This is a genomic window from Actinosynnema sp. NPDC004786 (genome assembly GCF_053601135.1).
Map to the genome: position 1 here is coordinate 95321 of NZ_JBSGBG010000015.1, position 22968 is coordinate 118288.

The 22968-nt window shown below is 72.8% G+C and carries 17 protein-coding genes; 2 read left to right on the plus strand and 15 right to left on the minus strand.

Annotation, left to right across the window (positions count from 1 at the left end; translation table 11 throughout):
- Positions 1-172: 172 nt before the first annotated feature.
- The 13 genes from ACWEFJ_RS16060 to ACWEFJ_RS16120 form a co-directional block, all read right to left on the minus strand.
- The gene (locus tag ACWEFJ_RS16060) at positions 173-4897 is read right to left on the minus strand and encodes a galactose-binding domain-containing protein (protein ID WP_449714159.1); all 4725 of its coding nucleotides are present in this window, start codon (positions 4895-4897) and stop codon (positions 173-175) included.
- On the minus strand, positions 4894-6834 hold the full coding sequence (locus ACWEFJ_RS16065; RefSeq protein ID WP_449714160.1) for a glycoside hydrolase family 127 protein: 1941 nt from the start codon (positions 6832-6834) through the stop codon (positions 4894-4896). The genes ACWEFJ_RS16060 and ACWEFJ_RS16065 overlap by 4 nt, the downstream gene beginning before the upstream one ends.
- A gap of 2 nt (positions 6835-6836) precedes the next feature.
- Positions 6837-7703, minus strand: coding sequence for a carbohydrate ABC transporter permease (locus ACWEFJ_RS16070; protein WP_449714161.1), 867 nt, complete (start codon positions 7701-7703; stop codon positions 6837-6839).
- A gap of 4 nt (positions 7704-7707) precedes the next feature.
- Entirely contained in the window at positions 7708-8658 is a 951-nt protein-coding gene (locus ACWEFJ_RS16075) for a carbohydrate ABC transporter permease (protein WP_449714162.1), read from the minus strand.
- A gap of 349 nt (positions 8659-9007) precedes the next feature.
- A complete protein-coding gene (locus ACWEFJ_RS16080; protein ID WP_378093025.1) occupies positions 9008-10309 on the minus strand; it encodes an ABC transporter substrate-binding protein in 1302 nt (433 codons plus the stop codon).
- 54 nt (positions 10310-10363) lie between these two features.
- Positions 10364-11872 (minus strand): L-arabinose isomerase, encoded by a 1509-nt coding sequence (gene araA / locus ACWEFJ_RS16085; RefSeq protein ID WP_449714163.1) that lies wholly within the window; start codon positions 11870-11872, stop codon positions 10364-10366.
- 214 nt (positions 11873-12086) lie between these two features.
- A complete protein-coding gene (locus ACWEFJ_RS16090) occupies positions 12087-13118 on the minus strand; it encodes a LacI family DNA-binding transcriptional regulator (RefSeq protein WP_378093029.1) in 1032 nt (343 codons plus the stop codon).
- Between the two features lie 220 nt (positions 13119-13338).
- Positions 13339-13812, minus strand: coding sequence for an OsmC family protein (locus ACWEFJ_RS16095; RefSeq protein WP_449714164.1), 474 nt, complete (start codon positions 13810-13812; stop codon positions 13339-13341).
- Complete coding sequence (locus ACWEFJ_RS16100) at positions 13809-14456, minus strand: GntR family transcriptional regulator (RefSeq protein ID WP_449714165.1); 648 nt, start codon at positions 14454-14456, stop codon at positions 13809-13811. Before ACWEFJ_RS16100 ends, ACWEFJ_RS16095 begins: the two co-directional genes overlap by 4 nt.
- An 80-nt stretch (positions 14457-14536) precedes the next feature.
- A complete protein-coding gene (locus ACWEFJ_RS16105; RefSeq protein WP_378093035.1) occupies positions 14537-15166 on the minus strand; it encodes a response regulator in 630 nt (209 codons plus the stop codon).
- The gene (locus tag ACWEFJ_RS16110; protein ID WP_378093037.1) at positions 15163-16446 is read right to left on the minus strand and encodes a sensor histidine kinase; all 1284 of its coding nucleotides are present in this window, start codon (positions 16444-16446) and stop codon (positions 15163-15165) included. The genes ACWEFJ_RS16105 and ACWEFJ_RS16110 overlap by 4 nt, the downstream gene beginning before the upstream one ends.
- Before the next feature lie 3 nt (positions 16447-16449).
- Positions 16450-17190, minus strand: a complete 741-nt coding sequence (locus ACWEFJ_RS16115) for an ABC transporter permease (RefSeq protein WP_378093039.1) — start codon at positions 17188-17190, stop codon at positions 16450-16452.
- Positions 17191-17199: 9 nt separating this feature from the next.
- On the minus strand, positions 17200-18108 hold the full coding sequence (locus ACWEFJ_RS16120) for an ABC transporter ATP-binding protein (protein ID WP_449714166.1): 909 nt from the start codon (positions 18106-18108) through the stop codon (positions 17200-17202).
- 210 nt (positions 18109-18318) lie between these two features.
- Between ACWEFJ_RS16120 and ACWEFJ_RS16125 the strand changes: the two genes are divergently transcribed.
- Positions 18319-19014: a class I SAM-dependent methyltransferase gene (locus tag ACWEFJ_RS16125; protein ID WP_449714167.1), complete on the plus strand. Its 696-nt coding sequence runs from the start codon at positions 18319-18321 to the stop codon at positions 19012-19014.
- On the opposite strand, the gene ACWEFJ_RS16130 is transcribed toward ACWEFJ_RS16125, so the two are convergent.
- Together ACWEFJ_RS16130 and ACWEFJ_RS16135 are read right to left on the minus strand one after the other, a co-directional pair.
- Positions 18986-20206: a cytochrome P450 gene (locus ACWEFJ_RS16130; RefSeq protein WP_449714168.1), complete on the minus strand. Its 1221-nt coding sequence runs from the start codon at positions 20204-20206 to the stop codon at positions 18986-18988. The genes ACWEFJ_RS16125 and ACWEFJ_RS16130 overlap by 29 nt on opposite strands.
- Positions 20207-20530: 324 nt before the next feature.
- Positions 20531-21802, minus strand: coding sequence for an MFS transporter (locus ACWEFJ_RS16135; protein WP_378093048.1), 1272 nt, complete (start codon positions 21800-21802; stop codon positions 20531-20533).
- Between the two features lie 71 nt (positions 21803-21873).
- Here ACWEFJ_RS16135 and ACWEFJ_RS16140 point away from each other — a divergent pair, with 71 nt between their 5' ends.
- Entirely contained in the window at positions 21874-22848 is a 975-nt protein-coding gene (locus tag ACWEFJ_RS16140; protein ID WP_378093050.1) for a GlxA family transcriptional regulator, read from the plus strand.
- Positions 22849-22968 lie beyond the last annotated feature (120 nt).

The following is a 22968-nucleotide window of genomic DNA, read 5'->3' on the forward strand; positions in this document are numbered from 1 at the left end:
CGCGCCCGACCTCGGCCGGACGGCGACCCGCACGAACGCGAACCCGTCTCCCAGCCTGCCAGACGGACCGCCGTGACCGCGAATATCGGGTTTCGCGCCCCTCCGCACGCACCCGGCACTTCCCGGCGGGGGTGGGCGGCGCTCGCCGGAGCACCGCCCACCCGGGCACGAACTAGCAGGTGAGCGCGCTGTACGGCACGGTCGCCTCCGCCGTGGTGGTCCGGCCGTCGACGGTCCCGGTGACCTTCACCACCGCCGTCCCGGCGGGCACGGACCGCAGGCGGGCGTTGAACGCCTGGTAGGCGGACTTGCCGGGGGCCACGTCCGCCACCGTCCGCGACCCGTACGGGGTGACCAGCTCCGCGGTGAGCGGCCGGTCGTCGTTGTTGCGGGCGGTGACCGCCACGTAGGCGGTGGCGCCGATGCACCGGGCGCCCGCCTCGACCGCGACGTCCCACGCCGGCCCGCCGTCGCCGACGGTCAGCGCGAGGGTGGTCCGCGTGGTGCCGGCGCCGCCGACGTAGTCGGGCAGGACGAGGTCGCCGACGACCGTGTAACGGCCGGGCCGGTCGACGACGGACTCGTCGAAGTGCCAGCGCACGCCCACGGCCTGGTTGTCGCGCGACCCGTCGTTGTAGGACACCTCGACCTTGTCCGGCAGGTGCGGCCGCTGCCCCACCGCGACGGTCTGCTCGAACGTCTCGGCGTCCTGGATCGAGATGCCGCCCGCCCCGGCGTCGGCCCGCACGTACACGCGGGCCTCGGCGATCAGGCCGTAGGTGTCGTTGGTGCCGTGGACGACGAACGGGTCCACGTTCGGCTGGGCGACCATCTCCGGGGTGATCGGCTGCCACGTGAACGCCACCTTGCCGCGGACGCCGCTCGCGTACACGCCGTCCAGCTCCCCGGGCAGGGTCGGCACTTCCCCGGTCGTGGTGCGCACCAGGACCGGCGACCGCACCGAGTCGACGGTTTCGCCGTTGGCCCGCCACCGCAGCACGCCCGTGGCCGCGCCGCCGTCCTGGACGCCCCAGATGCGCACGCGCAGCCGGCTCGTGGTCAGCGGTTCGAAGTCGAAGTGGTTGTAGGTGTCGACGGCGAGCCCGCCCGCGTAGCTGGACCCGTTGGCGAGGGTGACCGGCGTCCACGTCGTGCCGTCGTTCGACGCCTCGATCGCGTACGTGGTGGCCGTCGGCCGGCGCGTGCCGCCGCCGTCGTCGTACCAGTACAGGTCGGTGGACGACAGCCGCACGGGCTCGGTCCACTGGTACTGGATCCACGCCTCGCGCTCGGGGCTGGTGCCGTTGCGGGTCTGGCCCCAGTTGCCCCAGCCGTTGCCCGCGCCGGGGCTCGACCCGGTCGGCGTGGTGGCCTGGTTGACCTTCCGGTGGTCCTCCCACGAGGCGGTGCCGCTGGTGGTGACGGTCGCCGCCGCGCCGAACTCGGCCACGACGTCCCGCGTGGCGAGGGTGACCGCGACGGTGGCCTCGGACCGCTTCTCGCCGTCCGTGGCGAAGAACCGGAACACGTAGTCGCCCGCCGCGGTGCCGGTGACGCGGGTGGCGAGCGCGTCGGGGTCGGCGAAGATCACGGCCGCGCCCGCGGGCCGGGACACGGTCTCCCAGCCGAAGGTCAGCTCCCCGTCGTACGGGATGCCGTCGTCGGCGGCGGTGGCGACCAGGCGGGTGGACAGGTTGCCGTCCGCCGAGCCGTCCCGCGCGGCGGTGACGGCGGGCGCCTGGTTGGTGACGTCCGGCGCGTCCCGGCCCGAGGCGAACACCTGGATCTCGGCGATCGCGGTGAAGTGGTCGGGGCTGTTGGTGAACGCGACGCGCAGCTTGTCCGACGTCACCGCGTCGAAGAGGGCCTCGTTGAACTTCGCCGCGGGCACCGCCGGGTTCTTGAACTGGTTGGGCACCTCGCGCCAGCCGCCCCGGCCGTCGGGCAGCTGGACCCACCACCGGGCGGGTTCGCGGTAGCCGCCCGCCTGGCGGTCGCCGACGAACGTCACCTTCACGTTGTCGAACGACTTGGCCCCGCCGAGGTCCAGTTCGACGTAGCCGTTCTTGTCGGTGGTGCCGTAGTTGCCCCAGTAGGGCTCGTTCGCGGTGACGCCGTCGGTCACGGCGTCGAGCGTCACGGGCTGTTCGAGCTGCCTGGTCGCGCCCGGGGTGTGGTTGGGCGTGCTCGCGCTCCAGCCCGGCGTGTGGAACTGCCGCCACGGCGCGGGCCGCACGCCCTGCTGGGTGTAGGAGGAGGTGAGCGCGGCGCCGGTGGCCAGGTTGGGCGCGTCCTCGGTGAGGTCGATGCCCGCCGTCTTGAGGTAGGAGACCACGCGGTCGTCCTGGATCGCGGTGTCCACCGCGCTCGGGAAGTCCGCGCCGGTCCCGGCCCGGAAGGTGACCGTCAGCCCGTCCTCGACCTGGACCTCGTTGGTGTTGGGGTCGTAGGTGAGCTTGCCGATCCGGTCGGTGGCGACCTTGCGCTGCCCGTCGAGGAACAGGCTGTAGCCCGCGCCGAGCCCGTACTCGGTGCCGTCCGGGTCCCAGACGACGGTGACGTCGTGCCCGTGGTAGCGCAGGTTGTCGACCATGAAGTGCTCGTAGCCGAACTCGATCGGCCACAGCTCGACCTTGTCGTCGGAGCGCGGCTGCAATCCCGCCATGTCCTCGACGAACACGTAGTTCATGTTGCCGAGCATCACGTGGTACGGGTTGTTGCGGTTGTACGTCTTCGTGGTCGGGTTCCAGCCGGAGTAGTACTCGGCCTGGTTGGCCACCCGCGCGTCACCGCCGGGGTAGGTGCTCCACGCCATCCAGTCCAGCAGGCGCTTGGCGTAGGCCGCGTCGAGGTACTTGCCCTCGGGGTCGTAGTGGCGCAGCGCCGACCGGACGGCCCGGTACTGCACCGTGAAGTTGATGTTGGAGAAGTTGTTGGAGCCGCCGATGCCGTAGGCGGTGCGGTCGTGCTGGTTGGCGGTGTAGAACGGGAAGATCGGGAAGTTGTCGCCGTAGGTCAGGAAGCGGAACCCGTCCACGTAGGTCCGCCACTGGTCGAACGGGATGAGGTTCTGGGCGTAGACGTCGTAGAGGTTGGACTCCTTGGCCGGGATCAGGTGGCGTTCGGACTCCGGCAGGGGGTTGGGCGTGCCGTTGGAGCTCGCCGCGGAGGTGGCGCCGTGCGACGTGCCGGCCAGGAACATCCGCGTGGACGGGCTCCACAGCTTCTCCAGGATCGCGTCCCGGACGGCGTCGGCCTCGGCCGCGAGCCCGTCGAGCTTGGCCCGGTCCGCGCCCGCGACCTCGTAGAGCTGCCGGGCGGCGTCGAACGCGCCCCACACGTACGCCGACTCCGGGCGTTCGATGGTCTGCGCGCCGGGCGCGCCCGCAGTGGCCTTGGGGAAGCCGAACGTGATGGCGTCGGCGTCGTTGCCCGGCATGTAGTTGGCGTTGTAGGCGATGAGCCGGTCGTCGTTGCCGTCGTAGTGCTCGAGCTGGCCCACGCCGTCGCGCTCGAAGTAGTGGGCGAACTTCTCGGCGATCTCCCGGCCGCCGCCGTGGACGTTGTACGCCTCCAACCCGGCGGTGCCCAGGTACTGCGAGTAGTGGTTGTTCCAGCTGGTGTGGCCGGGGCTGTCCAGGAACGCCGACGAGCCCGACAGCTCGCCGATGTTGAGGATCTGCCCGTACGGCAGGTACGGGGTGCGCAGCCACTTGGTGTCCTGCAGGTGCATCGGCTGGGTCAGCGCGATGGAGTTCTGGTAGAGGTGCGACCCCTCCACCGTGGTCGGGTACTGGTAGACGTAACCGGGGGTGTTGGCGTCGAGCGCGTTGTGCCGCTCGCCCCACCAGCGGTACACGATGGCCTTCTCCAGCGCCGGGTCGGGCACGTCGATGTACGGCACGTCCTGGGCCCAGCGGCGGTTGAAGTCGGTGACGCCCTCGCGCACCGCGTCGTGCGGCGCGAGCGCGGCGTAGTGCCGGTAGCTCGGCAGGGTCTCGGGCAGGCCGGCCGAGGAGACCGCCGCGACCACGGACAGCGCGACCGTGCCGCCCGCGGGCACCGTGACCTCGCGGTCGAGGTTCGCGCCCGACCGGGTGAACCCGGCGGCGGTGAGGTTGACCTGGACCTGGTCCCACGCCGTGTCGACGAGCCCGTTGTTGGAGCCGCTGGTGATCGTGCGGGCGCCGACCAGCTCGGCCGGTCCCTCGCCCGCCCCGGTCGTGAGCGGCGAGGCGGCGCGGACGGTGAACGTGGCGGGCGTGCCGCCGGGGTTGCTGAACGAGATCGCGGTGACCGCGACGTTGTCGTAGGTGATGAACTTGGTCAGGTCGGCCGTGACGCCCGTGCCGCCGACGGTGTAGCGGCCCTTGGCGTGGCTGGGGGCGTTGAACCGGTTGGCGGTGACCTCGGTGACGGTCTGGCCCGGCACCGTGACGGTGTAGAGGTTGCCGAGGTTGTTGGGGCCGCCGACGAAGGTGTTGCCGGCGAAGCCCATGACCGCGAAGTTGTTGTTGTTCACGCCGCGCAGGTACAGCGTGCGGCCGCGGGTCATCAGGATCGGGGTGCCGAGGGTGCCGCCGACGCCGAGCACGCGGTCGAGGTAGTAGTCGGCGCCACCGGCGGCGAGGTCCTTCTCGAAGATCGACCGGTGCACGCCGCCCGCGGTGAACGGCACGCCCGGGTCGAGCTTCGCGGCGACCTCGGCCAGGTTGGTGTAGGTCGGGTCGCCGATCTCCATGGCGTGGGCCCGGCCGTCGGTGTGGACGCCGACGTCGCCCTCGTTGCCGGGCAGGACGTGGTCGTCGGCGTGCGCGGTGGACGGCACGCCGACGGCTCCTCCCACGACCAGCGCGGTCAGGGCGGCCCACAGGGGCGACTTCCGCACGCGTCTCATGCCGTTTCCTCCTTCGGATCAGCGGTGGGCAGCCAGACGCGCATCGTGGAAGGGCCGCGGTTGGCCCACGCGTGGTACGCCACGAGCGGCACGTCGGCGGGTTCGTCGTCGACTTCGGGCGCGGCCTGGGCCGGGTCCGGCAGGTAGGGCCAGTCGTGGTCGCGCGGTCGCACGCGCACGCAGCGCACGGTGACGCGGCCGTCGACCAGCTTCGGCGGGGTGGAGGTGTCGACGCGCAGCTCGTCCACGGACCCGACGCCCGGGACGTCCACGGACTCCAGGGCGTGCACGACCGGCCCGCGTTCCACGGCGACGCAGCCGCGGACCGCGTCGATGCGCGGGTCGGGGTGGGTGAACCGGGGCTCCACCGGCAGGCGCAGCACGACCTCGTCGCCGCGCCGCCACGTGCGCCGCTCCGTGACGCTGCCCGGCGCCACCGCGCGGGTCCGCCCGTCGACGGTCAGCGTCGCGCCTCGCGCGGCCCAGCCTGGCACGCGCAGCGTCAACGCCCACGGGTGGTCGTCGTCGCCGTCCACGACCACCCGGATCTCGCCGTCGTGCGGGTAGCCGGTCTCGACCGACACGCGCAGGCGGCGGCCGTCGGCACGGCGGTGCTCCACCGTGCCCGGCACGTACTGGTGCAGTTGCAGCCCTTCGTCGTCGGCCGTGGCGACGTACGCCGACAGGCTGGCCAGGGTGCGGGCGACGTTGGTCGGGCAGCACGAGACCTCGAACCAGGGCGCGCGCAGCGAGGCCGCGGCGCGCAGGCTCGGCCGGTCGGCGTCGGGCCGCGTGCCGACCTCGCGGCGGTGCAGGGTGTTGGCGTAGAAGAAGCTGCGCCCGTCCTCCGCCGGCGACGTGGACACGACGTTGAACAACGTCCGCTCGATCAGGTCGGCGTACCGGGGGTCGCCGTCGGCCAGCAGCAGCCGCCAGGCGAGCATCACCGAGCCGACGCCCGCGCACGTCTCGGAGTACGCGCGGTCGGGCGGCAGCACCCAGTCGCCGCCGAACGCCTCGTCCTGGTGGCGCGAGCCCTGCCCGCCGGTGACGTACGTGCGCCGCGTGACCGCGTTGGCCCACTGGCCGCGCACCGCGTCGAGCAGCACCGCGTCCTTCAGCTCGACCGCGACGTCGACCGCGCCCGCGGCGAGGTAGTTGGCCCGCACCGCGTGCCCGCGCAGCGAGGTGGCCTCCCGGACCGGCGTCTCGTCCTGGAAGTACTCCCGGCCGAACTCCACGTCCCGCAACCGGCCGTGGCCGCGCCGGTCCACGAACAGCGCGGCCTGCACGAGGTAGCGGTCGTCCCCGGTGACCCGGGCGAACTCCACCAGCGCGGTCTCGATGCCGGGGTGGCCGCAGACGCCGTCGAGGCCGTCCGCGCCGAAGGTGTCGCAGAGGTTGTCGGCGGCGCGGCGGGCGACCTCCACCAGCCCGTCGTCCGCGCCCGGCCTGGTGCGGGCGCGGGCGACCGCGGCGTGCAGCAGGTGCCCGACGCAGTAGACCTCGTGGCCCCATTCGAGGTCCGACCAGCGCGGCTGCTGCCCGGGTCGGCCGAACCTGGTGTTGAGGTAGCCGTCCGGCTCCTGGGCCGCGGCGACCCTGGCCGCGACGGCGCGGAAGCGCGCTTCGAGCCCGTCGTCGTCGCGGCGGCCGATCTCCCAGGCCAGGGCTTCGAGGTACTTGTAGACCTCGGAGTCGGAGAACTCGCGTCCCCGCCGCCGCCCGGCGAGGTCGCCGCCGGACGCGGCGAGGTCGAAGTTGCGGATCCAGCCCTCGCGCTCCAGCCAGTGCTCGATGTGCGCGAGGGTCGCGTCGGCGTTGACCTCCTGCCGCCGCGCCCAGAACCCGCCGGTGATCCGGACGTCGCCCACCCCGAGCGGCCAGAGCCGCCCGCGGGCCGGCAGGACAGGTGCCGCGGGTGCGGTGCGTGCCATGCTCAGCCTTTCAGCGCGCCGGACATGAAGCCGCGCACGTAGTGTCGTTGGAGCAGGAGGAACAGGACGATGCACGGGAGGGCGAGGATGACGACGCCCGCTTCGGTCGCCCCGTAGTCGACGACGCCCTGCACCTGGCCGCGCAGGTTGGACACGGCGAGCGGGAGCGTCATGCGCTCGGAGTCGTTGATGAGGATCAGCGGCGCCATGAAGTCGTTCCACGCGGCCAGGAAGGAGAACAGCCCCACGGTGATCAGGCCCGGTTTCACCGCGGGCAGCAGCACCCGCCACAGCGTGCCCCACGGCGAGCAGCCGTCCACGGTCGCGGCCTCGTCCAGCTCGCGCGGCACGGCCTCGAACGAGATGCGCATCAGGAACGTGGAGAACGGGAGCTGGAACATGGTGAGCACGAGGGCGACGCCCACCAGCGAGTTCTCCAGCCCCACCTCGTTGAGCAGCACGTACAGCGGGATGAGCAGGGTGGCGTACGGGACCATAAGGATGGCCAGGGTCAGCAGGAACAGGAAGTCGCGGCCCGGGAAGCGGAACCGCGCGAACGCGTACCCGCCCAGCAGCGAGGTCACCAGCGTCAGGGCCACCGTGAGCAGCGAGACGAACGCCGAGTTGGCCAGGTAGCGCCAGATCCCCGCCTGGTAGCCGGCCAGCGTCTCGTAGTTGCCGAAGCCCCAGCCGTCGGTCTGGTTCGTGCCCGGCTGCGGCGAGACGGAGGCGACCGCGGTCCAGATCAGCGGCCCCACGAAGATCAGCGCCAACGCCCCGGTGAACACCCGGTACGGCATGCGCAGCGCGATGCCGGCGACGGTCGTGCCCTTCGCCGCGCGCGAGGTCGGCGGTGCGAGTGCGGTCATCGCGTCACTTCTCCTCGGACCGGAACGCGCGCAGTTGCACCGCGTTGAGGACGATCAGCGCCAGCAGCGCGATCACCGAGATCGCGCCCGCCACGCCCAGGTCGTTCTGCCCCTGGAACGCCACCATGTAGATGAGCTGGACGACGGTGATGGTGCTGTTGTCCGGTCCGCCCTTGGTCAGGATGTAGAACTGCTCGAACGCCAGCAGGGAGCCGGTCACGCACAGCACCGTCGTCAGCGCGAGCGTGGGCCGCAGCAGCGGCAGGGTGACCAGCCGGAAGGTCTGCCACCGGGTCGCGCCGTCCGAGCGGGCGGCCTCGAACACGTCCGCCGGGATGCCCTGCAACCCGACCAGCATGAGCACCATGTAGAACCCGGCGAACCGCCACACGATCAGGAACGTGGTCGACAGCAGCGCGCCGGTCGGCGTGCCCAGGAACGTGAAGCCCCAACTGTCCATGAGGGACTTCAACGGGCTCGCGAACGGCGAGTAGAACACGTAGAACAGCAGCGACGCCGAGGCGAGCCCGAGCGCGCTGGGGATGAGGAACGATGCGCGGAGCAGGTTGTTCCACCGGCTCGACTCCTGCACCAGCAGGGCCAGGCCGAGGCCGATCACCAGCAGCAGCACGGTCGCCAGCGCGGTGTACTTCAGCGTGAAGACGACCGAGTCGGTGAAGAACCGGTGGTCGACGGCCTTGACGAAGTTGGCGGGCGCGTTGAAGCCCTGGTCGCCGGTGAGCAGCGGCCACCGCGACAGCGACATCTCGACCACCAGCCCCAGCGGCACCAGGAACAGCGCCACCACGAAGACCGCGGTCGGGGTCGCGTACAGCCAGCCGAGCAGGAAGCGCCGGTCGTGGGGCCGGGCTCGGCCGCGCGCGGGCGGGTCGGGAGGGCTGTCCGTTCGCGTGTCCGGCGGCCGCGAGGGCGCGTCCACGCTCGTCTCGCTCATGGGAACCTCTCGTCGTCGGGGGTGGCGGGTCGCCGACGCGCCCGCGTGTCCTACGTTCGCGTCAACCGTGTCCTACGTTCGGAACACCCGAGTTCAACGCTCACTCCCCCGGCTCGGGGGGTGATGGGCGGCGTGGACCGCCCGGTGGGCTCGCCGAAGCCCGGCACGGTTGGGGGAAGTGCCGTTCGCGTGCCGGCCGGCGGACCACCGGCTGCCGCCCGCGCGATCGACCCTGACGTGTGCCGTCCGCAGTGGTGGCCGGCGGACGGTTGGCCGCCCGCTCGACCCGGGGGGCGTGCCGTCCGCCCGGTGGCGGGCGGGCGCGGTCCGCGCACCCGCCCGCCGGGGACTACTGGCCGAGCACCGCGGTGATCTCGTCGTTGTCCTTGCCGAGGTCGCCGCCGCCGTTGAGGACCTGGTTGCGCACCAACGTGAGCCACGGGCTGTTGGGCGCGTTGAACGCCTGCTGGAAGTTCGGCGCGACGGGGGTGTCGCCCTTGCCCGCCACCTCGTTGATGGTGACCAGGCGCGGGTCCTCGGTGGCGTACTTGTTCTGGGCGAGGTCGGCGCGGGACACCACGTCCTTGTTCTTGGCCAGCACCTCGACCTGGGCCTCCTCGGACATCATCCAGCTCAGGAAGTTCCACGCCTGGGCGGCCTTCTTCGAGTCCTTGGAGACGCCGATGCCGTCACCGCCGACGAACGTGGACGCGCCGCCGCCCGGTCCGGGGATGCCCGCCACCCCGACGTCGAACGGCGTCGAGGACAGCAGCGTGGCCGGGTAGAACATCAGGCCGACCTTGCCCTCGGTGAAGGCGGCCGTCCAGGTGGGACCGGTCTCGCCCGAGGAGGACGGCAGGACCGCGCCGGACTGCCACAGGTCGCGCCAGGTGTCGTAGACCTCCTTGGCCGTGCCGTCGGCGAGCTTGGACTCCTTGCCGTCCTCGCTCAGCACCTCGCCGCCGCCGGCCCAGACGGACGGGAACCAGGTGAAGACCAGGCAGCCGCCGCAGTTGAGCCCGGCCGCGGTGCCGTAGACGCCGGGCTTGCCCAGCGCCTGGACCTTCTTGGCCGCGTCGGCGTACTCGGCCAGCGTCGCGGGGGCCTTCTCCGGGTCCAGCCCGGCGTCGGCGAAGAGCTGCTTGTTCCAGAACAGCATCGACAGGTCCAGCACGAACGGCAGCACGTGCGCCTTGCCGTCGAGCGTGCCCGCCGACAGGTGGCCCTTGTTGATGCTGTCCTTGAACTCCAGGCCGTCGATGTTGGCGCTCAGGTCCTTGAACAGCCCCTGGCCGACCCAGTTCGGCACGTACACGATGTCCGCGGCGAACAGGTCGGGCAGGCCGTCGGAGCCGGCCGCCGCGCCCACCTTGGCGACGTAGTCGTCGTTGGGCACGACGGTGAGGTCGACCTTGTTGCGGTGGCTCGCGTTGTACGCCTCGACCAGCAGCTTCGCCTGCTTCTCCAGCGGCGCGCGGGTCCACAGAGTCAGCTCGCTGCCGTCGTCCACCCCGGTCGGGCCGGCGTCGACGGCCCCGGCGCCGCCCGTGTCACCGCCGCCCCCGCACGCCGCCACGGCGAACAGCAGCGTCGCCGCGAAGGCCCCGGCCAGTGACCGCAGCGCGGTCCGTCGGCCCAAGGTTCGCCTCATGTGGTGCTCCTCCTCGATTTCGCGGTGGTTCGTCCCTGCCGATCGGGGGCGGCGTCAGAGCCGCTGCGCGAGCCGGTGGTAGGCGTTGTTCCAGCGGAGCCGGTCGGCGAACGACCGGTGCTCGGTCGCCGCGTCGACCAGGACCAGCTCGACGCCCGCCATCTCGGCGAAGTCGGCCAGCGCCTCCCGGTCCACGGCGGTGCTGAGCACGGTGTGGTGCGGACCGCCGGCGATCAGCCAGCACTCGGCCGACGTGGCCAGGTCGGGTCGCGGCCGCCAGACCGCGCGGGCGACCGGCAGGCGCGGCAGCGGCTCGTCCGGCTCCACCAGGTCGATCTCGTTGGCGGTCAGCCGCAGCCGACCGCCGAGGTCGGCGAGGCCCACGACGATCCCCGGGCCGGGCGCGGCGGTGAAGACCAGGCGCACCGGGTCCTCGCGGCCGCCGATCGAAAGCGGGTGGACCTCCAGGCTGGGCCGGTCCGCCGCGATGCTCGGGCAGACCTCCAGCATGTGCGCGCCGAGGACCTTCGGCTCGCCCGGCCCGAAGTGGTAGGTGTAGTCCTCCATGAACGAGGTGCCGCCGGGCCGGTCGCCGGCGACGACCTTGAGGATGCGCAGCAGCGCCGCGGTCTTCCAGTCGCCCTCGCCGCCGAACCCGTAGCCGTCGGCCATCAGGTTCTGCACGGCCAGCCCCGGCAGCTGCCGCAGGCCGCCCAGGTCCTCGAAGTTCGTGGTGAACGCGCCGAACCCGCCGTCGGTGAGGAAGTGGCGCAGGCCCAGCTCGATGCGTGCCCCGTAGCGCAGGGACTCGTGCCGCTCGCCGCCGCGCCGCAGCTCCGCCGCCACGGCGAAGCGCTCCTCGTAGTCGCCGACCAGCGCGTCCACGTCCGCGTCCGCGACCCCGTCCACGACCTCGACCAGGTCGTTGACGCCGTGGGCGTTGACCGAGACGCCGAGCGTCGCCTGCGCGCCGACCTTGTCGCCCTCGGTCACCGCGACGTCGCGCATGTTGTCGCCGAAGCGGGCCAGCCGCAGCGACCGCGCCGCGCGCCACCCGGTCGCGGCGCGGACCCAGGCGCCGATCCGGTCGAGCACCGCCCGGTCGGCGGTGAAGCCGACGACCGTCTTGCGGGCCACGCCCAGCCGCGACTGCACGTAGCCGAACTCGCGGTCGCCGTGCGCGGCCTGGTTGAGGTTCATGAAGTCCATGTCCAGCTCGGCCCAGGGCAGGGACCGGTTGGCCTGGGTGTGCAGGTGCAGCAGCGGCTTGCCCAGCGCGGACAGGCCGGCGATCCACGCCTTGGCGGGCGAGAAGGTGTGCATCCAGGCGATGACGCCGACCACCGCGTCGTCCGCGGTGGCGTCGAGCAGGGTGCGGCGGATCGCGTCGGCCGTGGTGAGCACCGGCTTCCACACCACGCGCGGGCCGGCGCCCAGGCCGTCGGCGACGGTCCGGCACACCTCGCGGGACTGCTCCGCGACCTGGTCGAGCACCCGCTCCCCGTACAGCGACTGGCTCCCGGTGAGGAACCAGACCTCCGCCGGCGCGTCCGCGATCGCCACGACGGCCCACCCACCTCTCCGCGTCCCGAAAACCTTTTCGGAGATTCTGGCTGGCTGTTTCCGGCATGTCAACGGTTCATTTCGGCCAGTTTCGCCAGGTCGGCGCGAGGTGTGCCGGGCACGCGAAAAAGTGCAACGGCCCTGGTCGAAGGGCCGTTGCGCAGCGGGTGAGGATCAGGCGCGGCCGGGCAGGGTCACCCCGCCGCGCGGCCGGTCAGCTCGACGGCGCGGTCGAATCGCGGACCACGACGCGGCCCGGGTACTGCTCCGACGTGGGGCCGTCGCCGCCGTCGATGGCCGCGAACAGCCGCCGGCCCGCGACCGCGCCGAGGCGTTCGAGGTTCATGTCGACGCTGGTCAGCCGGGGCCGGGAGTGCGCGACGATCGCGTCCCAGTTGTCGAACCCGATCACCGAGATGTCGCGCGGCACGTCGCGGCCGAGGTCGCGCAGGCTCTCCAGCACGCCCCGCGCTATCTGGTCGCTGCCGCAGAAGATCGCGTCGACCTCCGGGTGCTGCTCGACCACCAGGTGCGCGGCGGCCCTCCCCCACGTCTCGTCCCACGACCCGTAGTACGGCTTGCCGCCGAGCATGGTCAGGCCGGCGTCGGCGAGCGCGACCGCGGCCCCCTGCGCCCGGTCCCGGGCGGCGGCGAACCCGTGCTCGCCGGTGATGTGGGCGATGCGGCGCCGGCCACAGGCGAGCAGGTGCTCGACGGCCAGCCGACCGCCGCCCACGTTGTCCACGGTGAGCGAGATGTCGGCCGGGTCGGCCGACGGCGCGTAGACGTAGACGACCGGCACCGGGATGGAGCCCGCCAGCGGAGGGCGCGGGTCGGTGTCGGAGCCGACCACGATCAGTCCGTCCACCCGCCGCGACAGCAGCGCGCGCACGTGGTGCGCCTCGCGGATCGCGTCACCGCGCGCGTCGCACAGGAAGACCGAGACCTGGCCCGCGCCGAACGCGTCCTCCGCGCCCATCAGGATCGGGATCGAGAACCGGCCCTCCAGGTCGCTGGTCAGGAGCCCGACCGTGCCGGTCCGGCCGCCGAGCAGGCCGCGGGCGAGCGCGTTGGGCGCGAAGGAGAGCAGTTCCGCCGCCTTGAGCACGCGTTCCCGCGTCTCGTCCTTGACCTCGTCCCGGCCGTTGATCGCCTTGGACGCGGTGGCGACCGACACCCCGGCCAGCTTCGCCACGTCGGTCAACGTGGGCGCCCGCTTGCCGGGGACCTTCGACCCAGTGCTCATGCCACGCTCCCTCTCCGCGTCCGACGCCCGCTGCCGACGGCGTCGTGACGGTCCCTCCGCGCACGACGATACCGCGCCGAAACCCTTTTCGACGCGCCAGGCGCCCGTTCGGGGGCGGTGTCACACAGTCAAACCGAAGGATCCTCATATGTGAGCGTGCACCTCGGCGGCCGATCACCCGGCTGCCGCGAGCCCGCCGACCCGGTGACCGAAAGGGGTTTCAGCCGGCCGGGCGAACCGACGGCACGTGCCGGACCGGGAAGGCGACCGACCGCGCGATGAAGCAGTCCTCGTGCGCCCGCCCGTGCAACTGTTCGGCCCGGCCGACCATCGACGCGTCGGCGACGGTCACCTCGGGCCGCAGCACGACCTCCGCGAACCGACCGGTGTTGCCCGGCTCCTCGCGCATGACCCCGCTCGCCTCGTCGGCGTAGTCGAGCACGACGACGCCGGCGCGGGCGCACAGCGACAGGTAGGTGAGCATGTGGCACTGCGACAGCGAGGCGACCAGCAGCTCCTCCGGGTTCCAGCGGTCCGGCGTGCCGCGGAAGGCGGGGTCGGCACTGGCGCGCAGCGTCGGCTTGCCCTCGGCGGTCACGTCGTGGTCGCGGCCGTAGCCCCGGTAGCTCGCCGTGCCGACGCCGGTGTTGCCGGTCCAGCGCACCGCGACCCGGTACCCGTGCTCGGTGGTCATGCCGGTGTTCCTCCGTCCTGTCCGGACAACGCGGACATCGTCGCCAGGACGTGCCCGCGGGCGTGGACGGCCGCCTCGTCCGGCCGCCCCCCGGTGATGGCCGCGATCAGCAGGCGGTGTTCCTCGTCCACCCGCGCCGGGCGGGCGGGCGCGGCGAGCGAGGCGCGGGTGGAGACGGTGATCTGGTCCCAGACGCGGTCCAACGCCTCCAGCGCCACGGGGTTGTCGGCGAGCACCGCGACGTGCCGGTGGAACGCGCGGTTGTGCCGGACGCCGTCGAGCAGGTCGCCCCGCCGGGTGGCGACGTCGGCCAGGTCGGCGTGCTCGGCGAGCCGGGCCAGCGCCGCCGGCGCCACCTCGCCCGCCCGCCTGCGGTGCGCGGCCGTCTCGGCGGTCAACGCCTCCAGCGCCGCGCGCACGAGGTAGGCGTCCCGCAACGCCTTCCCGCCCAGCTCGACCACCGTCACGCCGCGCCGCGCGGCGCGGACCAGCCCGTCGCTCTCCAACCGGCGCAACGCCTCGCGGACGGGCGTGCGGCTGACCCCCAGCCGTGCGCACAGCTCCTGCTCGGCGATCGGCCGACCGGCCGGGTACGCGCCGAGCACGATCAGGTCGCGCACCTCCCGGTACACCGACCTCGTCACTCGCGGCACCCCCTTGTACGCAATGTATACAAAGTATACGTCGTACGGCAAGCCGCTCCCCGCCGGGAAGCGGGGTCCCCTCAGCTCTTGGGCGTGAGGTAGCCGCGGGAGAACGCGGTGGCCACGGCCGCCGCCCGGTCGTTGACGCCGAGCTTCGCGTACGCGTGCAGCAGGTGGGTCTTGACCGTCGCCTCGCTGATGAACAGCTGCTTCGCCGCCTCGCGGTTGGTCGAGCCCCGCGCGATCAGCTCCAGCACCTCCAGCTCGCGCTGCGACAGCGGCTCGGACGCGGGTTGGCGCATCTGCCCCATCAGCCGGGTCGCGACGGCGGGCGAGAGCACCGCCTGGCCGCGGGCCGCCGCCTCCACGGCGCGGAACAGCTCCTCGCGCGGCGCGTCCTTGAGCAGGTACCCGGTCGCGCCCGCCTCGATCGCGGGCAGCACGTCCGAGTCCGTGTCGTACGTGGTCAGCACCAGCACGCGGGCGGGCACCCCGCGCTTCGCCAGCTCCTTGATCGCGGTGACGCCGTCCGTGCCGGGCATCCGCAGGTCCATGAGGACGACGTCGGGCCGCAGCCGGTCGGCGGCGGCGATGGCCTCCGCGCCGTCGCCCGCCTCGCCCAGCACCTCGAAGCGCGGGTCGGCGCTGAACATGCCGCGCAGCCCGTCCCGCACCACCGGGTGGTCGTCCACGATCAGCAGCTTGATCATTCCGCGCCCCCGGCCGGGATCGCGGGGACCGTCGCCGAGATCGCGGTGCCGCCGCCCGGCTCCGACTCGATCTCCAGCCGACCGGCGAGGCGCTGCACCCGCTGCCGCATGCCGGCGAGCCCGAACCCGCCGCTCGCCGAGCCGTTCGCGCGCCTGGCGGCCGGGTCGAAGCCCACGCCGTCGTCCCGCACGTCCAACGTCACCAGGTCCTCCATGTAGGACAGCGTGAGCCCCACCCGGCCCGCGCGGGCGTGCTTGGCCACGTTCGCGAGCGCCTCCTGCGCGGTCCGCAGCAACGCCACCTCGACGTCGGCGTGCATGGGCCGGGGGTCGCCGGTGGTGGTGAGCACCGCGTCCACGGCGTTGGCCTCCGCCCAGCGCCTGGTGACGTCGTTGATCGCGTCCGGGAGCCTGGCCTCGGCCAACACCGACGGCTCGACGGCGTGGACGGTCCGGCGCGCCTCGGTGAGGCTCTCCCGCGCCAGGTTCATCGCGTTCGTCACGTGCCGGCGCGCGGTCGTGGGCTCGGCCATCGTCTGCTCGGCGGCCTGGAGCTGGGTGAGGATGCCGGCGAGCCCCTGGGCCAGCGTGTCGTGGATCTCCCGCGCCATCCGCTGCCGCTCGTCCAGCACCCCGGCCTCGCGGGCCTGCACCAGGAGCTGGGCGTGCAGGCCCGCGTTCTCCTCCAGCGCGGCCTCCAGCTTGACGTTGGCCTCGTGCAGCTCGGCCAGCGCCTGCTTCTGCTTGTCGTTGCGCCGGTCGGCCCGCTCCGCGAAGTGGGAGAACGCGCCGGCCAGCAGCGTGACGATCGCCCCGAGGATCGGCCAGCCGAGCCACAGGTCGTCGTCCCGGACGTTGGCCAGGCCGCCCAGGTACGACAGCGACGCGACCATCGCCGTGGCCGCGATCCCGACGTACCGCCACCCGCCCTTGAGGTACTGGAACGCCTGCGGGTAGCCGACGAAGGCGAAGAAGCCGTACCAGGGCGCGAGCGCCACCAGGCCGAAGGCCAGCCCGATCAGCCCGACGAAGTACACCGCCATGACCGGGCCGTTGCCGTGCCACTCGGGGTGGAGCGTGTGGAACCACAGCAGCCAGAGCAGGGTCGCGCCCGAGAGGCCCAGCACCTCCGGGTACGCCACCGGCTCGTGCCAGATCGGCTGCAGCAGCGTGATGGAGGTGCCGATCGACAGCAGGAAGTAGGGCAGGATCCGGAAGACCTTCGCCTCGCCGCGCTCCCAGCGGTCGAACTCCTCCCGCAGCTCGGCCTCGATGCTCACGACCTACTCCCAGCGGAAGTACCGCGCGGCCAGCCCGCCGGCCACGATCGTCCACCCCAGCATGACCGCCACGTGCGGCCACTGCGGCCAGTGACCGCCGGCGGCGTCGGACAATGATTGCACGCCCGCGCCCAGCGGCGTGAAGTCGCTGATGGTCCGCAGCAGGTCGTTCATCGTCTCGCGGGGAGCCCACAGGCCGCCGAAGAACAGGAACGGGAAGAACAGCAGCGACCCGATCGCGCCCGCGCTCTTGCCGCTGCGGGCCAGCGAGGCGACGAGCAGGCCGATCGCGAACATCGCCACCGCGCACAGCACGTACGCGAGGACGTAGGCGGGCACCTGCCGGGGCAGGTGGACGCCGAACGCGAGCCGGGCGACGGCCAGCACGACCACCATCACCACGACGGACAGGGCGGTGGACATCAGCAGTTGCGCGCCGAGCATCACCACCGGCTTCACGGGCGTGGTGCGCATGCGCCGCAGCACGCCCTTCTCGCGGTAGGTGGCGAACCCCTGCGGCAGGCCGCTGATCGCGAACATGGTGATCGCCATCGCGACGATGATCGGCGCGTACAGGTCGATCACCCGCGCGCCGCCCAGTTCCGGGTCGGGTTCCCGGAAGTCCGGGATCAGGCCGAGGATGACGAGCAGGAGCGGCGGGAACGCGAGCGCGAAGAACACGCTCGTCGGCTCGCGGAAGAACAGCTTGGTCTCGGTGGCGGTGAGCCTGGTCAGGGCGGGCACGGGGTCTCCTCAGGAGTCGATGGGGCGGCCGGTGAGCGCGACGAACGCGTCGTCCAGCGAGGTCTGCTCGACCCGCAGGTCGCCGGCGACGACCTGGTTGCGGGCGAGCGCGGTGGTCACGGCGAGCAGCAGGTTGCCGGTGCCGGTGACGACGAGCTGGCCGCCCGCCCGCTCGACCGACGTGACCTCGGGCAACGCGGTCAGCACCGCGTGGTCGAGGGGCGCGGAGGGCCGGAACCGGATTCGCTGCCGGTCGTCCACCCTGGCCACCAGCCCGGCCGGGGTGTCGAGGGCGACGACCCGACCGGCGTCCACCAGGGCGAGGCGGTCGCAGAGCCGCTCGGCCTCCTCCATGAAGTGGGTGACCAGCAGGATCGTCACGCCCCGGTCGCGGACGCGCTCGATCAGGTCCCACGTGTCGCGGCGGGCCTGCGGGTCGAGGCCGGTGGTCAGCTCGTCGAGCACCGCCACGCGCGGGTTGCCGACCAGGGCCAGCGCGATCGACAGCCGCTGCTTCTGCCCGCCGGACAGGTTCCGGAACTGCGTGCCGAGCTTGTCGGTCAGGCGCAGCGTCTCGATCAGCTCGCGCCAGTCGGCCGGCCGGGCGTAGAAGGAGCTGAACAGCTCCATGGCCTCGCCGACCTTCAGCTTGTCCGGCAGCTCGCTCTCCTGGAGCTGCGCGCCGAGCAGGTGCCGCAGCCGCGCCTCGTCCCGTCGCGGGTCGATCCCGCCCACGCGGATCTCGCCCCCGTCCGGGGTGCGCAACCCCTCGACGCACTCGACGGTCGTGGTCTTGCCGGCCCCGTTCGGGCCCAGGATGCCGAAGATCTCGCCCTGCTCGACGGCGAAGCTCACCCCGTCCACCGCGGTGTGGTCGCCGTACCGCTTGACGAGGTTGGTCACCTCGATGATCGCCATGGGACGAGCGTGCAGGTCGGGAGGGGTGCGCCGGATCGACTGCCCGGCCAGACCCGCGCTCGGCCGCGGTGGAGGAGGGGATCAGCCGATCGGTTGACCGCGGCCTCCGCCCCGGCCGTGACGGTGTTGCCATTCCGGCAACGGACTTTGCCGATCTGCCGTCCTCGTGGTCAGAATCGGCGTGGTCGGCAGGAGAGCGGGAGGACGACGATGGCGCACGAGTTCGACAAGGCGTACTGGGAACGGCACTGGCGACCGGGCGACGGCGGGTCCATGGGGGCGAGCCCGCCCAACCCCTACCTCGACCGGGAGACGGAAGGGCTCGTGCCGGGCACCGCGCTGGACGCCGGGTGCGGTGCCGGGGCCGAGGCGATCCGGCTCGCCTCGCGCGGCTGGCGGGTGACCGGGGCGGACATCTCGGCCGCGGCGCTGGCCCGCGCGGCCGAGCGCGCGGCGGCGGGCGGGGTGGACGTGCGGTGGGTCGAAGCGGACCTGGCCGTGTGGCGTCCCGACGCGCCGTTCGACCTGGTCATGACCCACTACGCCCACCCCGCGATGCCGCAGTTGGACTTCTACGACCGGATCGCCGGCTGGGTCGCGCCCGGCGGCACCCTGCTGATCGTCGGCCACCTCCACCACGACCACGGGTCCGGTGACGACCACCCGCCCGCCGAGGCGTCCGCCACCGCCACGGCCATCACCGCGCGCCTGGACCCGGCGGAGTGGGAGGTCGTCACCGCCGAGGAGGGCCGGCGGACCCTCGGCGGCCACGGGCAGACCCACGACCACGACCAGGAGCAGGGGCACGGCGACGCACACGGCCACGGCCACGACCACGGGCACGGGCGGGAGTTGCACGACGTCGTCGTGCGCGCCGTCAGGCGGGCGCGGCCGGCGTCCAGGTGACCGGCAGCTCGTGCACGCCGTAGAGGTTCATGTCGCTCTTGAGCCTGACCCGGTCGGCGGGCACGGCGAGCCGGAGGGTCGGGAAGCGGCGCAGGAGCCCGGCGAACCCGGCACGCAGCTCGATCCGGGCCAGTTGCTGGCCGAGGCACTGGTGGACGCCGTGGCCGAAGCCCAGGTGACCGCGGGCCGCCCGGCGCACGTCCAGGGCGTCGGGGTCCTCGAAGCGCCGGGGGTCGCGGTTGGCGGCCAGCAACGACACCACGACGGTGCACCCCCGGCCGATCGTCTCGCCGCCCAGCTCGATGTCCTCCGTGGCGTAGCGGTAGAAGATGTCGGCGACGGACAGGTAGCGCATCAGCTCCTCGACCGCGCCGGGCAGCAGGTCCGCGTCGGCGCGCAGGGCGGCGAGCTGCCCGGGGTGCTCCAGCAGCGCGAACGTGCCCAGCGCGAGCACGTTCGCGGTCGTCTCGTGGCCCGCGAGCAGGAGCAGGAAGGCGACGCCGGTCAGCTCCTCGACCGTGAGGTCGTCGTGGCGGGCGAGGTCCGACAGGAGGTCCTCGTCGGGGTCGGCGCGCTTGCGGGTGACCAGTTCGGCCAGGTAGGTGGTCATCGCGTGGTACGCGGCCATCTTCTCGTCGATCGCCACGTCCCGCTCCAGGAACCGGGCGGAGTTGACCTGGAAGGTCTCCCGGTCCGCGTAGGGGACGCCGAGCAGTTCGCAGATCACCAGCGACGGCACGGGGAGCGCGAACCGCTCGACCAGGTCGACCGGCGGCGTGAGGGTGGCGAGTTCGTCCAGCTGCCGCGCCACGATCTCCGCGACGCGCTCTTCGAGCTGCTTCATCCGCTTGACGGTGAACGCGCCGGTGAGCTTGCGCCGCAGCCGGGTGTGGTCCGGCGGGTCCATGGCGATGAACAGGCCCGGCACCTGCGGTGACGGCTCGGTCGCGGCCACGTCCCCGTAGGGCACGTGCAGGACGCCGATGTCCTGGCGGGAGCTGAAGCGGGTGTCGGCCAGGAGCTGCCGGACCTCGTCGTAGCCGGTGACGAGCCAGCCCTCGTGGCCGTCGGGGAAGATCAGGGGGCTGACCGGGCGGGTGGCGCGCAGGTCGCTGATCCGCCGGGGCGGGTCGAAGGGCCCCGCGTCGCGCTCCACGGGCAGGCCGTGCGGGATGTCGGCCGTTCGGGTCATCGGTGTTCCTTCCGTGGCGGGTGTCCCGGCCACGATCACCGACCGGCCGGACACGCCGCTGACACCGCTCTGACACGACCCTGACGCCGCCCCGATCCGCGAACACCCGCCTGCCGCCGCCTCCGAGGCACGGCCCGGCCGCACGCCGCCCCACCGACGACCCGGCAGGACGGCCCGCACGCCGACCCCGACCACAACCCCGGGCATCCGCCCGGCACCCGACGAGGCCCGGTTCGGCGGACCGAACCGGGCCTCGTCGGGTGAGCGACGCCTTCCGGACGAAGGGGGGATTCGCGGAGGCGTCCGCTCGACCTGCCCTGGTGGTCAGGCGGCCGCGGGGGTTCCGGTGCGGTTCTCGGCCACCTTGCGACTGATCATCAGGGACAACAGGGCAGCGCCGATGCTGAGCGCCCCGGCCACGTACCAGGCGGGCGCGTAGTCGCCGTAGCTGTCGCGGGTGATCCCGGCCAGCGTCGAGGCGATCGCCGCGCCGATCTGGTGCGAGGCGAAGACCCAGCCGAACACGATCGGCGCGGACATGCCGTAGTGCTCGCGGCACAGCGCGACGGTCGGCGGCACGGTGGCGATGAAGTCCATGCCGTAGAAGATGACGAACACGATCATCGGCCCGGTGATGGACTCGTGGAACAGCGACGGCAGCACCAGCAGCGAGATGCCGCGCAGCACGTAGTAGACGCCCAGCAGGATCCGGGAGTCGACGCGGTCGGTGAGCCAGCCGGACAGGATCGTGCCGATCAGGTCGAACACGCCGATCAGGGCCAGCAGGCCCGCCGCGTGGACGCTCGGCATGCCGTGGTCGTGCGCGGCGGGGATGAAGTGCGTGGCGACCAGGCCGTTGGTGGTCGCGCCGCAGATGGCGAAGCCCAGCGCGAGGAACCAGAACGGCTTGGTGCGGGCGGCGTTCTTCAGCCCGTCGATGGCCAGGCGCGCGGCGTTGCCGGTCACCGGCGGCGCGGGCACGACCTCGTCCGCGCCGTACGGCGGGATGTTCAGGTCGGCCGGGTGCTCGCGGAAGAACAGCAGGACCAGCGGCACGGTCGCGAACGCCACGAGCGACACCACGATCGCCGCCGAGCGCCACCCGCCCGAGGACTCCGTCAACGACGCCACGAGCGGCAGGAAGACCAGCGAACCGGTCGCGCCACCGGCCGAGAGCAGGCCGGTGACCAGGCCCTGGCGCTTGACGAACCACCGCGTGCCGATGGTGGCCACGAAGCCCAACGAGATGGAACCGGCGCCGAGGCCCACCATCACGCCCCAGAGGAGCACGAGCTGCCACGCCGCCGTCATGAAGATGGTCAACCCGCTGCCCAGCGCGATCAGCGCCATCGCGCCGGCCGTCACCTTGCGCACGCCGAAGCGCTCCATCAGGGCGGCGGCGAACGGCGCGGTCACGCCGTACAGCGCCAGGTTGACCGACATGGCGAAGCCGATGGTGCCGGTCGACCACCCGAACTCGCGTTGCAGGGGGTCCACCAGCGCGCCCGGGGTGGAACGGAACCCAGCGGCGCCGACGAGCGCGACGAAACCGATGCCCGCGATCATCCAGGGCCAGAGTTGCTTGTTGCGAATCACGGGACAAGGGTGCTCGATGCGGGGCGGTTCCGAAAAGTGGCTCGATGGCCATCCTGTGCAAGAATCGGGCCATGACCCGACCGCACCTGGTTGCCGTGCTCGCGCTGGACGAGGTCGTCGCGTTCGACCTCGGCACCCCCACGCAGGTCTTCCACGCCGCCCGCGACCAGCAGGAGCGACGGTTCTACCAGGTCCGGGTGTGCACGCCCGGCGGGAGGCCGGTGCGCAGCTCGGCGGGCTTCACGGTCACCCCCGAGCACGGGCTGGAGCTGCTGGCCGAGGCCGACACGGTGCTCGTGGCCGGCGTCCACTACGACTCGCGGGTGCTGACCGACGGCACGGTGGACGCGCCGGTGCGCGACGCCCTGCGCGCGGCGGCGGACCGGGGCGCGCGGGTCATGTCGATCTGCACGGGCGCGTTCGTGCTGGCCGCGGCCGGGCTGCTGGACGGCCGCCGCGCCACCACGCACTGGGCGCACGCGGAGCAGTTCCGGCGGCTGTTCCCGGCGGTCGAGCTGGACCCGGACGTGCTGTTCGCCGACGAGGGCCGGATCCTCACCTCGGCCGGCGTGGGCGCGGGGGTGGACCTGTGCCTGCACGTCGTGCGGGAGGACCACGGCAGCGGGGTGGCGAACATGGCGGCGCGCCGGTGCGTCGTGCCGCCGTGGCGGCCGGGCGGGCAGTCGCAGTTCATCGTGCGCCCGATCCCGACGGTGGCCGACACGTCCACCGCCCCGGCCCGCGCGTGGGCGCTGGAGCACCTGCACGAGCCGCTGGACCTGCGGTCGCTGGCCGCGCACGCCCGGATGAGCGTGCGCACGTTCACCCGCCGGTTCCGCGAGGAGACCGGGATCAGCCCCGGCAAGTGGCTCACGCAGCAGCGGGTGGAGCGGGCGCGGCACCTGCTGGAGACCACGGACCTCGCCGTCGACCAGGTGGCGCGGCACGCGGGCTTCGGCACGGGCGCGGCGCTGCGGCAGCAGATGAGCGCGACCCTCGGCGTGGCGCCCAGCGCCTACCGCACCACGTTCCGGTCCGCCGGGTAGGCCCGCCCCGGAACGGCAAGCGGCACATCGACACCCCGCGTCGCAAGGCGCCACGCCCGCGGCACGACCACACGCCGCACCGCACCACGCCGCGCGACCACCGACCTTAGCCGGACGCGC